The 19745-nt window shown below is 69.8% G+C and carries 17 protein-coding genes; 10 read left to right on the forward strand and 7 right to left on the reverse strand.

Annotated elements, in window-relative coordinates; translation table 11 throughout:
* The 4 genes from ABH935_RS06445 to ABH935_RS06460 are packed head-to-tail and all read left to right on the forward strand — an operon-like array spanning position 1 to position 4002.
* Positions 1-840 (forward strand): ABC transporter ATP-binding protein, encoded by an 840-nt coding sequence (locus ABH935_RS06445; protein ID WP_370376828.1) that lies wholly within the window; start codon positions 1-3, stop codon positions 838-840.
* Complete coding sequence (locus tag ABH935_RS06450) at positions 833-1669, forward strand: ABC transporter permease (RefSeq protein ID WP_370376829.1); 837 nt, start codon at positions 833-835, stop codon at positions 1667-1669. Before ABH935_RS06445 ends, ABH935_RS06450 begins: the two co-directional genes overlap by 8 nt.
* Positions 1670-1695: 26 nt before the next feature.
* Complete coding sequence (locus tag ABH935_RS06455; protein ID WP_370376830.1) at positions 1696-3054, forward strand: LLM class flavin-dependent oxidoreductase; 1359 nt, start codon at positions 1696-1698, stop codon at positions 3052-3054.
* A gap of 27 nt (positions 3055-3081) precedes the next feature.
* On the forward strand, positions 3082-4002 hold the full coding sequence (locus ABH935_RS06460; protein ID WP_370376831.1) for a TauD/TfdA dioxygenase family protein: 921 nt from the start codon (positions 3082-3084) through the stop codon (positions 4000-4002).
* A 93-nt stretch (positions 4003-4095) separates the two neighbouring features.
* Here the strand turns inward: ABH935_RS06460 and ABH935_RS06465 are convergent, their stop codons facing one another.
* Entirely contained in the window at positions 4096-4911 is an 816-nt protein-coding gene (locus ABH935_RS06465; protein ID WP_370376832.1) for a class I SAM-dependent methyltransferase, read from the reverse strand.
* A 169-nt stretch (positions 4912-5080) separates the two neighbouring features.
* On the opposite strand from ABH935_RS06465, the gene ABH935_RS06470 reads away from it, so the two are divergent.
* The gene (locus ABH935_RS06470; protein WP_370376833.1) at positions 5081-6181 is read left to right on the forward strand and encodes a hypothetical protein; all 1101 of its coding nucleotides are present in this window, start codon (positions 5081-5083) and stop codon (positions 6179-6181) included.
* A gap of 1110 nt (positions 6182-7291) precedes the next feature.
* Here ABH935_RS06470 and ABH935_RS06475 read toward each other — a convergent pair.
* Both ABH935_RS06475 and ABH935_RS06480 read right to left on the reverse strand, forming a co-directional pair.
* Positions 7292-8275, reverse strand: coding sequence for a Gfo/Idh/MocA family protein (locus ABH935_RS06475; protein ID WP_370376834.1), 984 nt, complete (start codon positions 8273-8275; stop codon positions 7292-7294).
* A 99-nt stretch (positions 8276-8374) separates the two neighbouring features.
* Positions 8375-10633, reverse strand: coding sequence for a discoidin domain-containing protein (locus ABH935_RS06480; protein WP_370376835.1), 2259 nt, complete (start codon positions 10631-10633; stop codon positions 8375-8377).
* A 241-nt stretch (positions 10634-10874) separates the two neighbouring features.
* Here ABH935_RS06480 and ABH935_RS06485 point away from each other — a divergent pair, with 241 nt between their 5' ends.
* Positions 10875-13871 carry a discoidin domain-containing protein gene (locus tag ABH935_RS06485; protein ID WP_370376836.1) on the forward strand — a complete coding sequence of 999 codons (2997 nt, stop codon included), beginning with the start codon at positions 10875-10877 and terminating at the stop codon, positions 13869-13871.
* A 90-nt stretch (positions 13872-13961) separates the two neighbouring features.
* Here the strand turns inward: ABH935_RS06485 and ABH935_RS06490 are convergent, their stop codons facing one another.
* Positions 13962-14486, reverse strand: a complete 525-nt coding sequence (locus ABH935_RS06490) for a TrmH family RNA methyltransferase (protein ID WP_370376837.1) — start codon at positions 14484-14486, stop codon at positions 13962-13964.
* A 175-nt stretch (positions 14487-14661) separates the two neighbouring features.
* Positions 14662-15147 (reverse strand): hypothetical protein, encoded by a 486-nt coding sequence (locus tag ABH935_RS06495; RefSeq protein WP_370376838.1) that lies wholly within the window; start codon positions 15145-15147, stop codon positions 14662-14664.
* Positions 15148-15252: 105 nt separating this feature from the next.
* Here ABH935_RS06495 and ABH935_RS06500 point away from each other — a divergent pair, with 105 nt between their 5' ends.
* Positions 15253-15864 (forward strand): sigma factor-like helix-turn-helix DNA-binding protein, encoded by a 612-nt coding sequence (locus ABH935_RS06500; protein ID WP_370376839.1) that lies wholly within the window; start codon positions 15253-15255, stop codon positions 15862-15864.
* On the forward strand, positions 15861-16403 hold the full coding sequence (locus tag ABH935_RS06505; protein ID WP_370376840.1) for a hypothetical protein: 543 nt from the start codon (positions 15861-15863) through the stop codon (positions 16401-16403). The genes ABH935_RS06500 and ABH935_RS06505 overlap by 4 nt, the downstream gene beginning before the upstream one ends.
* Positions 16404-16472: 69 nt before the next feature.
* Here ABH935_RS06505 and ABH935_RS06510 read toward each other — a convergent pair whose 3' ends face one another.
* Together ABH935_RS06510 and ABH935_RS06515 are read right to left on the reverse strand one after the other, a co-directional pair.
* Positions 16473-17939, reverse strand: a complete 1467-nt coding sequence (locus ABH935_RS06510) for a glycosyl hydrolase family 79 C-terminal domain-containing protein (protein WP_370376841.1) — start codon at positions 17937-17939, stop codon at positions 16473-16475.
* A 339-nt stretch (positions 17940-18278) separates the two neighbouring features.
* On the reverse strand, positions 18279-18710 hold the full coding sequence (locus tag ABH935_RS06515) for a cupredoxin domain-containing protein (RefSeq protein ID WP_370376842.1): 432 nt from the start codon (positions 18708-18710) through the stop codon (positions 18279-18281).
* A 109-nt stretch (positions 18711-18819) separates the two neighbouring features.
* Here ABH935_RS06515 and ABH935_RS06520 point away from each other — a divergent pair, with 109 nt between their 5' ends.
* Entirely contained in the window at positions 18820-19149 is a 330-nt protein-coding gene (locus ABH935_RS06520) for a hypothetical protein (RefSeq protein WP_370376843.1), read from the forward strand.
* 36 nt (positions 19150-19185) lie between these two features.
* A complete protein-coding gene (locus ABH935_RS06525) occupies positions 19186-19743 on the forward strand; it encodes a GNAT family N-acetyltransferase (RefSeq protein WP_370376844.1) in 558 nt (185 codons plus the stop codon).
* Positions 19744-19745 lie beyond the last annotated feature (2 nt).

The raw sequence follows: 19745 nt of genomic DNA on the forward strand, positions 1-19745 counted from the left end.
ATGGCCGCGACCGCGCTCACCGTGATCAACGCCGCGGAGAAGATCCGCATCGACGGCGTCAGCAAGACCTTCGCCGTCCGCGACGGCGCCACCTTCACCGCGCTGGACGACGTCACGCTGACCGTCGCGCCGGGGGAGTTCCTGGTCGTGGTCGGCCCCAGCGGCTGCGGGAAGTCGACGCTGCTGGACCTCATCAGTGGCCTGACGAAGCCCAGCAGCGGCCGGATCCTGTTGGACGGCAAGGCCGTGACCGGCCCCGCGCTGGACCGGGGCATCGTCTTCCAGCAATACGCGCTGCTGCCGTGGCGCACCGCGCAGCGCAACGTCGAGTTCGCCCTGGAGGCCCAGCCGCGCCTGGACCGGCTGAACCGCAAGGGCCGCGCCGAGCGGGCCCGCGAATACCTCGACCTGGTCGGTCTGTCAGGGTTCGAAGACCGCTATCCGCACGAGCTGTCCGGCGGGATGCGGCAGCGCGTGGCCATCGCCCGGGCACTGGTCGCCGATCCGGCCGTGCTGCTGATGGACGAGCCCTTCGCGGCCCTGGACGCCCAGACGCGCGACGGGCTCCAGGAGGAACTGCTGCGCATCTGGCACAAGACCGGCACCACGATCGTGTTCATCACGCACGGCATCGACGAGGCGGTCTATCTAGGGCAGCGAGTCGCGGTCATGACCTCGCGGCCGGGGCGCATCAAGCAGGTCGTGGACGTGCGGCTCGGCGACCGGCAGGCCGAGGACGACGTGCGCTCCAGCCCGGAGTTCGCCGCCTACCGGCACCGGGTGTGGAGCCTGCTGCGCGAGGAGGTCACCGCGGTGAGGGAGGTTGTTTCCGTTGGCTGAGATCCCGTTCGCGCCGACCGTCCAGCAGCTGTTGCGGACCGTTCCGACGCCGATCGCACGCGTGGCCGGGGCCCTGGCGGTGGTCGGCAAACGCACGATCGCGATCGCCGCGTTCCTCGTGCTGTGGGAGGTCGCGCCGCGCGTCGGCCTAGTCGACCGCACGTTCCTGGTGCCGTTCTCCGAGGCCGTCAAAGCTCTGATAGAGCTGGCGAAGGACGGCCAGCTGTGGGACAACACCCGGGCCAGCCTGGTGCGCTCGTTGTCCGGCTTCCTGATCGCGATCGGCGTCGGCGTGCCGCTGGGCCTTCTGATCGGCTGGTACAAGCCGGTCGCGGAGATCCTCGGACCGCTGCTGGAGCTGTTCCGCAACACCGCCGCGCTGGCGCTGTTGCCGGTGTTCATCCTGCTGCTGGGCATCGGCGAGACCTCGAAGATCGCCATCGTCGTCTACGCCTGCACCTGGCCGATCCTGCTGAACACGATCAGCGGCGTCCGGACGGTCGACCCGGTCCTGATCAAGTCGGCGCGGTCGATGAGCCTGCCGGCGCACCGGCTGTTCGCCAAGGTGATCCTGCCGGCCTCGCTGCCGACCGTGTTCACCGGCATCCGGCTGGCCGGCGCCTCCTCGATCCTGGTGCTGGTCGCCGCCGAGATGGTGGGCGCCAAGGCGGGCCTGGGCTACCTGGTCAACGCCTCCCAGCAGAACTTCGCCATCCCCGACATGTACGCCGCGATCATCGCGATCTCGGTGATCGGGCTGGTCTTCAACCACCTGCTCGTGCTGCTGGAGCGGCGGCTGACCCGCTGGCGTCCGGTGGCAGGGGCCTGATTCCACACCGCGAGGGGCCATCCGACATGAGCACTGACCGACGACAACTCCACCTGAACGCCTTCCTCATGGCGCCCGGGCACCACGACGCCGCCTGGCGGCACCCGGCCAGCCAGCCGCACCGGGTCAACGACATCACCTATTTCCAGCAGCTCGCGCAGACCGCCGAGCGCGGCAAGTTCGACTCGATCTTCTTCGCCGACGGGCTGGCGCTGTGGGGCGGCCGGGCCGGCGCCAACGTGTCCGGCGGCCTGGAGCCGCTGACCGTGCTGCCGGCGATCGCCGTGGCCACGCGGCACATCGGACTGATCGCCACCGCCTCGACCACCTTCAACGAACCGTTCCACCTGGCCCGCCGGTTCGCCTCGCTGGACCACGTCTCGGGCGGCCGGGCCGGCTGGAACATCGTGACGTCCGGGACGGTGAACGAGGCCAACAACTTCAACCTGGACGAGCACCTCGACCACGCGGTGCGCTACGAGCGCGCGGCGGAGTTCCTGGACGTCGCCACCCGGCTGTGGGACAGCTGGGCCGACGACGCGGTGGTGCTGGACAAGGCGTCCGGGGTGTATGCGGACCCTGATCGGCTGCGCGAGATCGAGCACGCCGGTGAGTTCTTCAAGGTGCGCGGGCCGCTCAACGTCCAGCGCTCGCCCCAGGGCTGGCCGCTGCTGGTGCAGGCCGGGTCCTCCGAGGACGGCAAGGACTTCGCCGCCCGGTACGCCGAGGCGGTGTTCACCGCGCAGCAGACCCTGGCCGAGGCACGGCGGTTCGCGGCGGACGTGAAGGCCCGCGCCGCCGCCCACGGCCGGGACGAGCTGCCGGTGATCCTGCCGGGGATCTGCCCGATCATCGGCGCCACCGAGGCCGAGGCGCTGGCGTTGGAGGACGAGCTCACCGAGCTCCAGGTCATCGACTACGGGCTGGGCCAGCTCTCGACCATGCTGAACGTCGACCTGGCCGGCTACCGCCTGGACGAGCCGCTGCCGGAGGAGGTCCTGCCGACCGAGGACCAGGTCAACGGCAACAAGAGCCGCTTCACGTTGGTCGCCGAGTTGGTGCGGGCCGAGCGGCTGACGATCCGGCAGATCATCGCCCGGCTCGGCGGCGGACGCGGGCACCGGGTCGTGGCCGGCGCACCGGAACAGATCGCCGACGCGCTGGAGTCGTGGTTCCGCGCCGGGGCCGCCGACGGCTTCAACATCATGCCGCCGATCCTGCCGACCGGCCTGGAGGACTTCGTCGACCACGTCGTGCCCGTGCTCCAGCGCCGGGGGCTGTTCCGCACCGAGTACACCGGCACCACCTTGCGCGACCACTACGGGTTGTCGCGTCCGGCCGATCGTTTCTCCCAGCCGCTGCTCGCTTCCGCGTCGCAGTACTGATTCGCTTTCTTGAAAGGACGACCTGGAATGACATCCACCCCCACCCCGACCGACTTCGACATCCGGCGCATCGGCGGCCGGATCGGCGCCGAGATCACCGGCGTCGACCTGTCCGCCGAGCTCCCCGAGGGGATCCTGAAGGAGATCAAGGCCGCGCTGCTGGAGCACAAGGCTCTGGTGTTCCGCAACCAGGACCTGGACGACGAGGGGCAGCTGCGATTCGCCTCGTTGTTCGGGCCGCTGACCAGCGCGCACCCGACCGTGCCCGGCATCGCCGAGCAGCCGCAGATCCTGCCCGTGGACAGCGAGCGCGGGGCGGCGAACGTGTGGCACACCGACGTCACGTTCGTGCAGTCGCCGCCGAAGGTCTCGACGCTGCGGGGGATCGTCATCCCGCCGTACGGTGGCAACACCCTGATAGCGAACACCGGGGCGGCGTACCGCGATCTGCCCAAGCCGCTGCGCGATCTGGCCGACACGCTGTGGGCCGTACACACCAACGACTACGACTACGCGGGCCCGAGTCCGAAGGCGGACGACGAGAAGCGTCAGCAGTACCGGGAGGTGTTCGTTTCCACGAAGTACCGGACGGCGCATCCGGTGGTGCGCGTGCACCCGGAGACCGGTGAGCGCGGGCTGTTCATCGGGGCGTTCGCGCAGACCATCGAAGGGCTGAGCACCACCGAGTCGAAGGACGTGCTGCGGCTGCTTCAGGCGTACGTCACGCGGCCGGAGAACGTGCTGCGGGTGCAGTGGAACCCGGGCGACGTGGTCGTGTTCGACAACCGCATCACGCAGCACTACGCGCCGGACGACTACGACACGCTGCCGCGTCGGCTGAACCGGGTCACCGTGGCGGGTGACGTGCCGATCGGGATCGACGGTGCGGCCAGCCGGATCCTCGAAGGCGACGAGGCTGCTCACTACACCCCGGCGGCTGCTTCCTGAGCCGTTCTTCGCCGGTCCTGAGTGTGGCCGGCCGACGTTTGGGAGGGCGTCGGCCGGCTGCTTGCGGTTGAGTCGGGCTCAGGTCAACTCGCCTCAGTCTGGCTTGCGGGCGAGATCGTAGGCAGAGCTCACGGTTTCGGTGAAGAGTCCGTCCGCGCTGAGGGGATGGAGCGTCGCCGCGAGGTCGGCGTCAAACGCTGCGGCCTGGTCGCCGAGGACCGCGGGCGGGAGGAACGAGGTCGAGCGGATGTGGCCGGCGAGCTCTTCCAGCGTCCAAGAGTGCTCGGCCGTGAACGCGGAGCGGCCGACGACCTCGAACCCGGCCTCGGCGAGCACGTCGGGGTCGGGGAGGTGACGGCGCGCCTGATCCAGGCCCGCTGGAATCCGCTCTTCATCATTCAGCTGCCGCTGCCAGCGGTTCAGGACGTCCGCGAGCGAGCGCTGCCAGTCCTCGGTTCCCGTCCAGGGCGAAGAGGACCAGCACAGCGCGAGGTGCCCGCCAGGACCGAGCCAGCCGAGCATCCGCCGCGCGACCAGCTCGCGATCCAGCCGGTGAAAAGCGTTGCCGATGACGGCCAGCTCGAAGGAGCCCGGCTGCGCGTCGAGCGTCTCAGCGCTGGAAACCACGGGCCGCAGCGCTTTCATACCCGCGGCGTTCGCCTTGGCGCGCACCGTCTCGATCATGTCCGGTTCCTGGTCCACGGCCCACACCTCGGCGAAGTGCGGACTCAGCGGGAAGGCGAGCTGGCCGGTCCCGCAGGCCAGATCCAGCAGGCGTCCGCCGCCGGAGACACGGCTGTCGGCGACCAGCCGGCTGAGCAGAGGCGCCGGATAGGGCAGCCGGTAGCGTTCGTAGTAGCCGGCGGTTCCCTGGTAGAGGTCGGTCACGAAGTGGGTCTCGTCGGCCATCTATGCGTAAACCCCCTCATCTTCGTCCGTTGACGTCAAGGTCAACTGTTGCTAGTTTCCCGCATCACGGTTCACCGAACCGATGCCACCACTTCCTGCACGACGGACGCCCCATCGGCGCGCCGCGGCGATCCCGCGTGCGCCGATACCCCACATCGGAAGGAAGCACATGTCCCACGGTTCGTCTCAGCGGCGCCGGGTCGCCGCAGCGGTCGTCGGCACCGCGGTGCTGGCCATCGGCTCCGCGGTGTCCACAGCCACCGCCTCCGCTTCGGCCTCCCCGAGCGCTTCGGCCTCGGGCACCGCGCACGTCAACCGCGGCCACGGCTACATGCCGGACGTCGCCGACGCGCAGGCGGCCCGCACGGCCACCCGGCACGGCTCCAAGACGCTGACCTACGGCGGCGGCATCGACGGCATCGGCGTGATGGACGGGCAGCCCCAGGTCTACCTCGTGTTCTACGGCAGCCAGTGGGGAACGCAGAGCACTGACGCCAAGGGCAACCTGACGTTCACCAACGACGCCGACAACGGCGCGCCGACCGCCCAGATGATGTTCAAGGGCATAGGCACCGGCGGCGAGCAGTGGTCCGGCACGATGACCCAGTACTGCGACGGCCCACTCGTCGCCAAGGGCGCCACCACCTGCCCGGCCGGCGCCGCGCACGTGCCCTACCCGACCGGCGGCGTCCTGGCCGGCGTCTGGTACGACAACTCAGCGGCCTCCCCCCAGGCCGCCTCCGGCCACCAGCTCGGCACCGAGGCCCTGGCCGCCGCACACCACTTCGGCAACACGACCGCAGCCTCGAACCGCCACTCGTACTACGTGATCCTGTCCCCCCACGGCACCAACCCCGACAACTACCAGGGCGCCTACTGCGCCTGGCACGACTACAACGGCGACACCACCCTGACCGGCGGCGCGGTCACCTCCGACGTCGGCGACTTCGCCTTCTCCAACCAGCCCTACAACATGGACTCCGGCGCCGGCTGCGGCGTGAACTTCCTGAACTCCGGCCCCACCGGCACCCTCGACGGCTGGACGATGACCCTGGGCCACGAGTACAGCGAAACCATCACCGACCAAAACCCACCCGGCGGCTGGACCAACACCACCACCGGCCAGGAGAACGCCGACGAATGCGCCTGGCTCAAGGGCGTAACCGGCGGCGCCGGCAACGTCCCGATGGGCAACGGAACCTACACCGAGCAGGGAAGCTGGTCGAACGACACGAACGCGTGCGCGCTGACGCACGCGACCGTGAGCTGAGGCTGACGCGATAGCCGACGACGGGAGCACGTAGGCCGAGGCGGCCAGGCTGTCGGTTCTGATGAGGACTGGCGCCTGGCCGCCGCGGGTGGCGACGGGCCAGCGCGACTCGCGACGTGGTGAGGGGGTCCGAAGGACCATGCGGGGTGTTGGTTCTGGGTCCCTCGCCGCGTCGGCGGGCTCTGCCAACCTGGCCGGGCCGGTGGTGTCCAGCCGGACGAAGCAGCACCACAGCAGCAGCGATGCGGCTGGACACCACCGGACCGGGCTGGTTCCGTTACGGCGACGACGCGGCGAGGGACCCAGAACCCTGGTGACCACAAGCAACACCGCCACCGAACAACGCGACGCAGGCAACAGCGGATAGGAAGCCGACCAGTCGCGGGCCGCCGCCGAAGCGCCGGACGCGCGGGTCGCCCCCTCGCTGTAGAGCGCCCGCCGGAGGCCTCAAGGTGCCCACCACGCACGACGATTGCCGCCTACGACATGCGCAGTGACTCGGACCCACGCGCGGTCTTGCACCCACACAACCGCGACCCGCCAACGCACCGCCACAGATACCTGAACCACCGCGCGGTCGTGTCCACGAACACCGCCAGCCGCGAGCCACCGCCGCAGAGACCTGAACCGGCGCGCGGTCGTGGACACGAAAACAGACGGCCGCCAGCGCAACTTACCTCGCTCAACCGAACTGCGTCCCCCTGCGAGGTCATCAAACCATGCGCGAAGCCGTAAAAAGCCTCTAAAACCAAAGAACCTACCGCCGCCCGCCGACAAACCCGCAGTGGCACCTGACCTGGCGGTTCTCACACCGAGCCCGCGCCGACCGAGCCCGCGCCGACCGAGCCCGCGCCGACCGAGCCCGCGCCGACCGAGCCCGCACCGACCAAGCCCGCACCACCCAAGCCCGCACCACCCAAGCCCGCACCACCCAAGCCCGCACCACCCAAGCCCGCACCACCCAAGCTCGCACCGACCGAGCCCGCACCACCCAACCCCGCACCACCCAACCCGCACCACCCAACCCCGCACCACCCAACCCCGCACCACCCAACCCCGCACCACCCAACCCCACACCACCCAACCCCACACCACCCAACCCCACACCACTCACCCCGCGTACCGAACCCCGACCTGCTCCCGCACCGCATCCATAGTCCGCATCACCGCAAGCGTCTCCGACCACGGCGCCAGCGGACTCTGCCCCAGCCCCGCGCGCAAACAGCGCTGCGCCTCGATCGCCTCGTGCACCATACCCCCAGCCAGGAACGGCGCCTCGACGCGCTCCACCAACGCGTCCCCCCTATACACCGAGAACCCGCTCGGCGAAGTGAACCCGCGCCCGAACTCGATCCGTCCCTCGCCCCCGGCGACGGTCGCGCTCCACGTCCCGTCCGCCGAGATCGAGCACGTCAGCGCCGACACCCCGCCGCCGGGGTGCACCAGCGTGACGGCCGTGGTGTCGTCCACGCCCTCCGGCGTCAGCGTTGCCACCGCCCGCACCGCGCTCGGCGTCCCGAACACCAGCTGCGAGATCGCCAGCGGGTACACGCCGAGGTCCAGCAGCGCCCCGCCGCCGAGCTCCGGGTTGCGCATGCGGTGCTCGGGGCCGCCGGTGAAGCTGACCGAGAAGTCGGCCGTGACCAATCGCGGCTCGCCGATCGCGCCAGCCCGCACCATCTCCACCATGCGCAGCACGGCCGGGACCGTGCGCGTCCACATCGCCTCCATGAAGAAGACGCCCGCGGCCTCAGCACGGCGGCACAGGTCCTCGGCCTGCGCGGCGTCCAGGGTCAGCGGCTTCTCGCAGAGCACTGCCTTGCCGGCGTCCAAACACAGCGCGGCCGCCGCGTGGTGCGCCGAGTGCGGGGTCGCGACGTAGACGATGTCGACCTCGGGGTCCGCGGCCAACTCGGCCCAGGAGCCGTGGGCCCGGGGGATCCCGTGCCGGTCGGCGAAAGCCTGCGCCGCGCCGAGAGTGCGGGAGCCGACCGCCACGACCTCGGCGTCGTCGAGCGTCTGCAGGTCGGCGGTGAAGGTCGCGGCGATACCGCCGGTCGCGAGGATGCCCCAGCGGATCTTGTTCTGCGTCACCGCGCCAGCATAACCGCGCGCCGGGAGCCGGCCTCCGAGACGATCAGATCTCGGAAGCCGGCCCCGGTAGCGCTGACTACTGTGAGGCGCGTCGGCAACTCACGGATACGTCACAACGTCCGACGGTCCCCCGAACGCCGAGCTCACCGCCTTCCCGGTCCCATTCACCACCGAGTCGATCCCACCGGACCCGTTCAGGAACACCGTCAGCAGGTCGTGCAGCTGCACCCCGGACGTCTGCGGCACCTGGAACGCCATCGCGTTGTGGATGTCCACGCCCTGGTTGAAGTAGCTGTAGCTGCCGAGCCCATAACCCTGGAAGGAGCTCACCGAGTTCGGGATGTACAGCGCCGGATACCCCTTCTGCGACGCCGAAGACATCCACGCCGCCTGGCTGGGCACCTCGTACGGGTTCTCGTTCTGGAAGAAGATGACCTTCCCACTCTGCCCGTTCCAGTCGACCTCGTTCTGCTGGAAGTGCTCCACCGCCAGGCCGTACGCGGTCACATTGTTCCCGTTGACCACCAACCCGGTCGGGCTCTGGTCGCCGCTCCACGTCCCGGCGCCCGCGCCGTGGTCCGCGCGCCAGATCCAGACGTCATCCAGCAGCGAGTCGTTGCTGTTGTCCACCAGCGGCGTGGTCACCGAGCCCGCGGTCGCGCCGCCGACGCGGAAGAACACGTCGTCCAGCGCCACCGGGTCGGAGTTGTGCCGGGTCGCGGAGCCCGCGGTGCCGACCTGGAGCAGCGAGGGCGAGGTGGTCCCGCCCGCGTCGAAGATCAGGCCGCTGACCTGCACGCCGCTCACGTCCGCGACGCTCAGCGCGGTGTTGCCGCTGCTCGGAACCAGCGTGGCGAAGCCCAGGCCGACGATCTGCGTGTCGGGATGGGTCACCGTGATGGTCGAGGGGATGTTGTAGACACCCGGCGTGAACAGCAGGTTGTCACCGGCGTTCAGCGCCGCGTTGATCTGAGCCACCGTCGCCGAGGGCTGCACCACGAAGAACGTGTTCAGCGACAGCGAGGTCCCCGGCGTCTGGCCGCCGGTCCAGCTCGGCCCGTTGGAGTTGGTGGCCAGCGAGGGCACGAACACGTTGTAGTTGCCGCCGGAGTCCTGGTACAGGTACGGCGCCTCGCGCGTGACCGGGCAGGTCCCGAGCGTCGTGTACGGCGCCGGGCCGCCGGACAGGCCGGAGTTCGACGCGAAGCTCTGCGCCGGCGCGCCGGGGTCCCCGCAGAACACCTGGTTCCACACCCCGTTGCTCCAGCCGTCCAGCGCCGAGTTCCGGGTGATGTACTGCTGCTGCGAGCCGTTGGTCACGGTGCCGCCGGTGAACTGCGAGTCGGCGATGAACCCGCCGCTGGCGTAGCCGGGCCCGCCGACGCAGTAGTCCATCAGGCTCACGTTGCCGTTGATGTGCACGCGGCGCATCGGCGCGGCCTGCGACACGGCCCAGAAGTCGTCGCCGTTCTGGCAGCCGCTCATGCCCATGACGTTGACCGTCAGGTTGGTCAGCGAGCGCCAGAAGTTCGTGGTGGCGTTGCAGGTGCTGCCGGAGCACTGGTTGTAGGAGTCGACGGTGCCGTTGATGACCACGTCTCCGGGGTTGCGTCCGAGCCCTGCGACGGCCTCGTAGAACCCGACCGTGAAGATCAGCGGGCTGGCCGCCGAGCCGTACGTCCCGGGCTCGAACAGCAGCTCGTACCGGCCGGTCCCGAACTCGCTGGGCACCTGCTGGTTCGAGATCGAGTTCAGCGTCGACTGGATCGAGGACTGCGTCATCGAGGGGGAGAACACGATGACGTTCGAGCCCAGGCTGCCGCCGGTCGGGGGCGGGGGAGTGCCGCCACCGCTGCCGCCGTAGACGCTGAACTCCCACAGGGAGTAGCCGTAGCCGGTGTTACGTGCGGTGCCGTACATACGGATGTAACGACCGGAGCCGGACACGTTGAGCGTTTCGTTACCGCCGGGACCCGAAGTCGTGGAATAGATGCTCGTCCACGTGGATCCGTCGTTCGAGGTCTGGATCTGGTAGGCCTTGCCCGAGGCGGTCTCCCAGTTCAGAACCACTTCACAGATGCTCTGCGTGCTGCCCAGGTCCACCTGCAGCCACTGCGGATCAGAGAACTGCGAGGACCAGCGCGTGCCGAGGTTCCCGTCCACCGCGGCCGAGGCCGGGGTCCCGGCACCCTCGATCGACGACGAGCTCGCCGGCTTGTTCAAGGCCAGGTTGGTGCCGGTGTTGCAACTCGCTGCCGAAGCCGACCGCGCCCCGAAGGACGGCACGGACAAAGCCGCCAACAACAGCGTGAGTACGACGAACAAAGCGGCCCGTGGCCGGGCCAACCTACTACTCATGTGCTCTCCAAGGCGTGGGGTTGTTGGACCGAAGAGAGCGCCCTCGGCCCTAAAAGTGGCGCACGCGTTACCTGCTGTCAATACAGAAGCGGTTCCGGAACTGGTTTCGGAACCGCTACCGAAACCAGTTCCGGAACCGGTTCCCCTCTTGACACCCTTCAGCAAAGGGCTGACGATTCAGGACCGAAGGGGCGCCCTCCCCGCATGGTCGAACCACCGCCGCCACCCGCGTAGGAGGGTCATGATTCCCGCACGAAGATCATCGGCATTGCTGCTGGTCCTGGCTTTGATGTTGGCTGTTCTGTCCGTACCGTCACTCGGGGCGGTACGTGCCCGGGCGGCTAGTTGCGACACCGGTACGAACCTGGCTCTGAACAAGACCGCGACCGCTTCCTCGATCGAGGGCGCCGGGACCCCGGCCTCGGCCGCGGTGGACGGGAACGCCGGGACGCGCTGGTCGTCACAGTTCTCTGATCCGCAGTGGCTCCAAGTCGACCTCGGCAGCACGCAGAACATCTGCGAGGTCGTCCTGAACTGGGAGACCGCCTCGGGCAAGGCCTACCAGATCCAGACCTCGAACGACGCCACCACCTGGACCACGATCTACTCCACCACCACCGGCCCCGGCGGCACCGAAACGCTGAACGTGTCCGGCAGTGGCCGCTACATCCGCATGTACGGCACCGCACGCAACACCGGCTACGGCTACTCGCTGTGGGAGTTCAGCGTCTATGGAGGCGGCGGCAGCACTCCGCCTCCGCCGAACTGGAACCTGGTGTGGCAGGACACGTTCGGCGGCACGGCCGGAACCGCACCCTCGGCGGCCAACTGGATCGAGGACACCGGCCACAACTCCCCGGGCGGCCCGGCGAACTGGGGTACCGGTGAGGTCGAATCCGCCTCGTCGTCGACCGCAAACGTTTCCGTGGACGGCAACGGCCACCTGAACATCACAGCCCTCGAAGACGGCTCGGGGAACTGGACCTCCGGCCGCATCGAGACGCAGCGTTCTGACTTCGCCGCACCGGCCGGCGGAGAGCTGGAGGTCACCGCGACCATCAAGCAGCCGAACGTGGCGAACCCGGCCGGCTACTGGCCCGCGTTCTGGGCCCTGGGCAACGGATCGCGCACGGGCTCGGGTACCTGGCCGGCCATCGGCGAGACCGACATCATGGAGAACGTCGACGGCCACTCGACCACCTCGTCCGGCCTGCACTGCGGGGTCGCGCCGAACGGTCCCTGCAACGAGTACAGCGGTCGTGGCAGTGGTCTGCGAACCTGCACCGGCTGCCTGAGCGCGTACCACACGTACACCGAGGTCATCGACCGCACGCAGTCCGACGAGCAGATCCGCTTCTCGGTGGACGGTGTGCAGACCTGGGCGGTCAGCGAGAGCCAGGTCGGCGTGACCACCTGGCAGAACGCCGTGGACCGCGGCTTCTTCCTGATCCTGGACCTGGCGGTCGGCGGCTCCTGGCCGAACGCCGACTGCGGCTGCACCTCGCCGACCGCGGCCACCACCTCCGGCGGCACGCTGAGCGTCGGACCGATCTCCGTCTACAGCACCACCGGCCCGGCTCCGACCCCGCTGACGCCGCCGCCGCCCGCGACCGGCTCGAACGTCGTCAAGGTCACCGGCAGCCAGGGGAACTGGCAGCTGACCGTCAACGGGGCGCCGTACCAGGTGAAGGGCGTCACCTGGGGCCCGGGCAACCAGGCCGGCGACGGCTACCTCAACGACGCCGCCTCGATGGGCGTCAACACCATCCGCACCTGGGGTACCGACGGGACGTCGCAACCGCTGCTCGACGCGGCGGCGGCACGCGGGATCAAGGTCGTCAACGGCTTCTGGCTGAATCAGGGAGCTGACTACGTCAACGACACGACGTACAAGACCAACACCCTGAACACCATCAAACAGTACGTCACGCAGTACAAGAACCATCCCGCGACCCTGATGTGGGACGTCGGCAACGAGGTCATCCTCACCTCGCAGAACTACACCTACCCGAACGGCGCCACGGTCGAGCAGGAACGCGACGCGTACGCGCAGTACGTCGAGCAGATCACCCAGGCGATCCACGCCATCGACCCGAACCACCCCGTCACCTCGACCGACGCCTGGACCGGCGCCTGGCCGTACTACAAGCAGTACACGCCGAGCCTGGACCTGCTCGCGGTGAACTCCTACGGCTCGGTCTGCAACGTGAACACGGACTGGACCAACGGCGGGTACACCAAGCCGTACATCGTCACCGAGTCCGGCGACGCCGGCGAGTGGGAGGTGCCGAACGACGCCAACGGCGTGCCGACCGAGCCCACCGACCAGCAGCAGCGCGACGGCTACACCAGCGCGTGGAACTGCATCGCCGGACACCCGGGCGTCTCCTTCGGCGGGACGCTGTTCAACTACGGCGTCGAGAACGACTTCGGCGGCGTCTGGTTCAACCTGCTCACCGGCGGCTGGCGGCGGCTGTCGTACTACGCGGTCAAGCAGGCCTTCACCGGCCAGGCGCAGACCAACACCCCGCCGGAGATAACGTCGATGACGCTCAGCAACACCGCGAGCGTCCCGGCCGGCGGCCAGTTCACCGTGAACGTCGCGGCGAACAACCACACCGGCGACGCGCTGAGCTACAACGTCGCGTTGTCCAGCAAGTACGTCAACAGCGCTACCGCGCTGCAATCCCCGTCCAGCTACACGCAGACCGGCCCAGGAGCGTTCACCGTCACCGCGCCGCAGACGCTCGGCGTGTGGAAGGTCTACGTGTACGTCTACGACCAGCACGGCGGCGTCGGCATCCAGTCGGCGTCGTTCCGCGTGGTCGCGCCGCCGGTCGCGGGGACGAACGTGGCGCTGGGCAAGCCGACCACGGCCTCGTCCTTCCAGGCCGCGGGCAACGGGCAGACCTACGTGCCGTCGAACGTCACCGACGGCAACTGGTCGACGCGCTGGGCCAGCGACTGGAGCGATCCGCAGTGGATCCAGGTCGACCTGGGTCAGAGCACTGCGATCAAGCACATCCAGCTGGGCTGGGAGTCCGCGTACGGCAAGGCGTACCAGATCCAGGTCTCCAACGACGGCACGAACTGGACCACCGTCTACAGCACCACGACCGGTGCCGGCGGGGTGCAGACGTTCGACGTCTCGGGGACCGGCCGGTATGTACGCATGTACGGGACGCAGCGCGGAACCACGTACGGCTATTCGCTGTACGAGTTCGGTGTCTATGCATGATCGCGAGTGATGTGAGCGTTTGACCAGATGGTGGGGTCCGGGCCTTCGGGTCCGGACCCCACTGGTGGTCGCAACGGGCGGCACGCCCCGTCATAAAAGCCCGGCCAGTCGGTACAGCACCAGCGATCCCGCCACGGCCACGTTCAGGCTGGCGCCCGTGCCGATCATGGGGATCTCGACGGCGAGGTCGAGGAGTTCCACGGCTTCCGGCGGGATGCCGTCGCGTTCGTGGCCGAGGACCAGGACGGTGCGGGTGCGGGCGGCCGGGAGGTCGGCGAGGCGGACCGCTCCGTCGGCCAGTTCGGCGCCGACGATGTTCGTGTCCTTGCGGGCGTGCTGGCGGGACAGCCAGGTGAGCTGGTCGCCGGTCCAGTGCACGCAGGCGGGTTTGCGCAGGGTGTTGCCGCGGGCCAGGGCGTCGGGGACCCAGGGCAGCTTCGGGACGGCCAGGCAGGCGCCGACCGCGTCGCAGGTGCGCAGGAGGGTGCCGAGGTTGGCGCCGTGCAGGGGCCACAGGGGTGCGGCGATGAGGTGGTCCCAGCAGCTGTGGGCGCGGTGGCGGCGTTCGGTGCGCAGATCGCGGGGTGACTTCACCCGCACGGCTGACGCGGTCACCGGATGGGCTTCTGCGGCTCCGGGAGAGAGATCGAGATCGTCGGGCGGATCATCGAGGACTTCATTTCCGTGGCGGCGCTTCGCGGCGCGCCGGGGCCATCGACGGGAGGTTTCTGTGGTGTCCACGATAGCGCGCCGGGGCGTGGGGACGGCGGCGAGAAAATCGGAAGTCGTGTCAACGCGCGCCGGGCCGGTGGAGTTGAGGAGGGCGTGGCAGGGCGACGGGCCCGCCGGGAAGAGGGTGTGACATGGCGATCGCGCGGAAGCGGAACCTGCGGAGTACCGGTGTCGGGGTGGGGCTGGGTGTGCTCGCCGTGACCGGGATCGGGATCGGGGTCTCGCAGGCGGCTTCGGCGGGCGGCGGGGGTGCGGGGCCGGCGGGTACGGTGGTGCCGAGTGGGCCGGTGTCTTCGGGATCGGGTGCGCCGGTGCCTTCGGCATCAGGGTCGGGTGCGCCGTCGGCTTCCGGGTCGATTTCGTCGCCTGGTGGTCCGGTGTCGTCGGGGACGTCTTCGGCGTCGGGCGGGCCGTCGGCTTCGGGGTCGGTGTCGTCGCCTGGTGGTCCGGTGTCCTCGGGGCCGGTCTCGTCACCGAGCGGTCCGGTTTCTTCGGGGCCTGGCTCGGGTGGCTGGTCCTCCTCGCCTTCGGGCCCGGTGGACACCCGCGCGTCCGGCTCGGCGCCGGTGTCGTCGGCGGCACACTGAGGTGATCATCTGGTGTACCGTCCATTCCCCGCGGCAGCGCACGAGGCCGTCGCGGGGTGGGCGTGGCTGACGGGAGCGCAGCGTTGGGGGATCGGGCGGAGGCGGACTTCGAGCTCTTCGCGCGCGGGATCATGCACCGGCTGCTGCGCACCGCGGTCTTCCTGGTCGGCGATCGGCACACCGCCGAGGACCTGGTCCAGGTGTCCCTGGAGCGCACGGCGCGGCACTGGCGGCGCGTCGGCGGCGACAATCCCGAGGCGTACTCCCGCAAAGTGCTGGTCAACCTGGCGATCGACCGGACGCGGAAGCTCAAGCGCGGGCGGGATACGCCGATCGGCGACGCGACCGACCTGGACTTGCTCGGCTCCGGCCGGGACGCGCTGCGCGGGCCGGGGTCAGGGTCCGGGTCCGGGTCCGGGTCGGGGTCGGCGTCCGGGTTCGGGTCCGGGCCCGGCTCCGGCGACGCCGATCCGTCCGGCGACCTCGCCGCCGGCCTGGCCGCGCTGCCCGCGAGGCAGCGCGCGGTCCTGGTGCTGCGCTACTGGTGCGATCTGGACGAGCGCGAGATCGCTGACACGCTCGGCATCTCGACCGGCTCGGTGAAGACGCACGCGTCCCGGGGGCTCAAAGCGCTCCACGGCCGACTGACCTCGACAAGTGAGGTTCCACGATGAGCGATCAGGTCGATCAGGTCGATCAGGCCGATCACGGCGAATACGGGGAACAGGCGCTGCGGTCCCACTTCGCCGCCCGGGCCGAGGACATCCAGCCTTCGGCGGACCTGGCGCGCCGGGTGGCCGCGATCCGTCCGTCGTCGCCGGGTCGGCGGTTTCCGCTGCGGATGTCGGCCCTGGCCATCGGCACGGTGGCAGCGGTGGGTGCCGCGACCGTCGTGCTCGTGTTGAGCACGCAACCGGCTTCCGCACCTGGCCATACGACCCCCGTCGCACCGCCGGCCAGCACCACGACGCCGACGCCGACGCCGTCCACGTCCAGCACGCCTGACCTGCCGCAGATCACCGGCAGTGGGCTCGGATCGAGCAGCGTGCCGACGTCGAGGTCACCAGGGGCGCCGGGATCATCGGGATCATCAGGATTGTCGGGGCCGTCGCTGTCGTCACCGTCGTCGCCGGCGGGGTCCGGTTCGGGAGCGGGGCCGAGCGGGAGCAGCAGCGGGGGAATGCCGCCGGACTCCGGCGCGAGCTCGGGCTGACCGTGCCTCCGCCAGGCCCCGTCAGCCCTAGCCAGGCCCCGCCCCGCTCCATCGCCCGAATCCGGGCCGTCAGCTGAACCGGATGATGACCGCGCTTCCCGCCTGGACCGTCACGCTCGCGCTGCCGTGCCGCACCGCGACCGGCGTCTGCTGCGGGGTCCCGAAGGCACCGTGTGCCCCGACCTCCTGCCCGCCGAGCGTGATCCCGGAGGTCGCCGCCAGGCCGGCCGGCGACGTGGTGGTCAGGGCGGTGAGGCTGCCGCGGTGCAGCCCGCGCAGGCCCAGGTCGAGGTTCACGGTTGTCGCCGTGTGGCTCGCCGGGTCCTGGACGTCGTCGAGGACCACCGTCAGGTGGCCGTGGTCGCGGATGGCGTAGGCGCGCACGTCGGCGGCGTCGGGATTGTCCAGCGCCACGAACTCTCCGCTCCCGACGAGTTCGGTGGCGAGCATCCCGTAGTACAGCGGACGCGGCGTCAGGTCGCCGGTCGTCGGGCACAGCGGGGTGTACGGGTCGCAGCCGGCGGCGTTCGTGCCGTCCATGAACTCGGCGCTGGCCATGCCGTCCTGCGCGAGCAGCAAGTTGTAGTCCAGGGACCACAGCGCGGAGGCGAAGGTGTCGCTGACCCCTGCGGTACCCGCGCAGACCGTCGAGTTGGTCTCGCTCATCGCCGCCGGCACGTGCAGCTGACGCGCCGCGCTCAGCGCCGCCTGCGCGTTGGCGTTCTCGTACTGGACCGAGGCGGTGCCCAGCAGCTGCGGGATGGTCGCGACCTGGCCGCCGCAGGCGCTCGTCGGGTACGTGTGGTCGGTGACCAGCGAGACGTCCGGGTGCGCGGCGTCGGCCGCGGCGAAGCCGGCGAGCCACGAGCTGTGGTTCGTCTCGGCCTCCGGCCCGGTCAGCCGGATGCCCGGCACGGCGGCCCGGATCGCGGAGGCGTACGTCTCGAAGTCGGCGTGATAGGCGGCGGCGTCGGCCTCGTAGAAGTTGGGCTCGTTGCCGACCTCGATCGCCAGCAGCGAGCGCCCGAAGATCTGCTGCGCGTAGCGCGCCTCGTCGGCGGCGCGCGCCGGATCGCGGTGCTTGAGGTTCACCGCGAGGATCACCTTCCAACCGGTCGCCTTCGCGATCGCGGCCAGCGGCGCCAGCTTCGCCGGCGTGATGGTGCCGGACGTGGCCCAACTCGGCGCGGTCTCGCCGGTCGAGGTCCAGAACGTGCCGTCGCCGGAGTTCCCCCCGACCCGGATGGTCCCGGCCGGACCCAGCGTCCTGAGATACCCGGCCAGGTCGGTGCTGGAGTAGTTGTCGGCGGCGACCGTCGCGGCCCCGAACGAGAGCCCGACGAAGCCTGCGGGCAGCCGCTGCCCGGCCTGGCCGGGGTGGACGGCGATGGCCAGGCCTGCCGTAGTCGATGTGGCTCCCGGCGCCGACGCCGACGCGGGCTGATGCGCTGCGGCGCCGGTCAACGCGGCAGCGAGAGTGGCGGCGGCAAGGGTCGCGGCGGCCGTGACGGCGCGCGTGCGGGTGACGGTCTTCATGGTCGCTGTGACAGCTCCTGGCTCGACGCGGGATCCGTGACGTGGAAGGTGAGGCGTGCGCACGTGCGGTACACAATGCGGTACACAATGTCGTCCGCGTATACGGGCCCGCACAAGGAGTTGGCGGGTAAAATTTCAGATTAGTGACTGACGTTCATATATGTGAACGCAGGTCCGTGGTCGGGAGCCCACGCCGCGGCGGCGGGTCGAGGAGCTCACCGAGCAGGTTGTGGACGTCGTGTGGCGTCCGGCGGGGCAGCCCGGCTGGTGGACCGGCGAGGTCACGAAGGCTGGTCCGACGGCGGCCTGACCGGGTCGATCGGGAAGCTCTGCCGTTCGCTACTTGACGGTGAGCGTGCCGTGCATGAACGGGTGGATCGTGCAGATGTAGGCGTACGTGCCGGGCGTCGTAGGCGCGGTGAACGTCGCCGTCTTGCCGGGTGCGAGGTCTCCCGTGTCGAACGCCTTGCCGGTGGTCGCGGTCAGGGTGTGGGTGGTGGAGTCGTTGTTGACCACCGTGACCGTTTGGCCGGCGCTCACCGTCAGGTCCGTCGGGCTGAAGGCGAAGTTGCTGATCACGATCTGCGAGGCGCCGACCGGAGCGCCGGTAGTGCTGGTAGCGCCGGAACCGGAGCTGGAACTTGATGCGGACGGCGTGCTGCTCGGCGTAGTGGCCGGATGAGAAGTGCTGCTGGAGCACGCCGTCAGGGTCAGCGCGGTCGCTGCCGCCAGGAGCGTCGCGGCGGCGGTCTTGCCGGGGGAGCGGAGCACGGCGGCATCCTCACTGGTGGTCGGGCCGGGGCCCGGAATCGGCGTGCAGAGCGGCGGTGGTGCGCCGTCCGAAATGTCGGACTGCGCACCACCGTTGTACCTCTGGTCCATGTTCGGGGCGCGGCGGCGGGCCGATCAGACCGTCAAAAGGGTGGGGCTGGCCGCCATGGTGGTGCTCAGAGGTTGCGATGCCGCCGGGGTTGGTGGCGTTGGCGGCGGCGAACAGGTAGGTCTGCGCCGCCTGGCCCTCCAGCTGCTGGGCGAGCTTGGCGACTCCGCCGACGTCGCGTGCTGGCTCATCGCGGTGGCGGCGAACGTGCCGACCGCCGGCGGGACGGTGCCGAGCTCCCAGCGGATCGACCACGCCGCCGAGCCGGATGCCGAGCGGCGGATGGGCTGTTCGAAAACTCATTGCGAGCAGCCGGTGTCGGATGTCTGATTGGTCGGGTACCGATCACGGGAGGAACGTTTCAGTATGTCGCTGCCCACGCCGTCGTTGCAGACCGCCCGCCTTCGGCTGCGGGCCTTCGACGACGCGGATGCGGACGAGCTCTTCGCGCTGCAAAGCAACGCCTACGTGCTGCGCTATTGGGACAGTCCGCCGTGGACCGAGCCTGCGCGTGCCGAGCGGTTCATCGACCGGTGTCGGGAGATGGAAAAGGAAGGTTCCGGGGTGCGGCTGGCCGTGGACCGTGCTTCCGACGGGGTGTTCATCGGCTGGTGCACCGTGAGCGGGTGGAATCCGGTTTTCCGCAGCGCCTCGCTGGGCTACTGCTACGGCGATGCTGCGTGGGGCCAGGGCTACGCGACCGAGGCCGCGCGCGCTCTCCTGGGGTGGGCGTTCGACACGCTGGACCTGAATCGCGTCCAGTCCGAGACCGACACGCGCAACGCGGCGTCTGCCCGCGTGCTGGAGAAGCTCGGTTTCGTGCGCGAGGGGACGTTGCGGGAAGACTGCGTCGTCAACGGCGAGGTGTCTGATTCGTGGGTCTACGGGTTGCTCAGGCGGGAGTGGCGGCCGTCCTCCGACTAGGG

The organism is Catenulispora sp. GAS73, from assembly GCF_041262085.1.
Classification (GTDB): domain Bacteria; phylum Actinomycetota; class Actinomycetes; order Streptomycetales; family Catenulisporaceae; genus Catenulispora.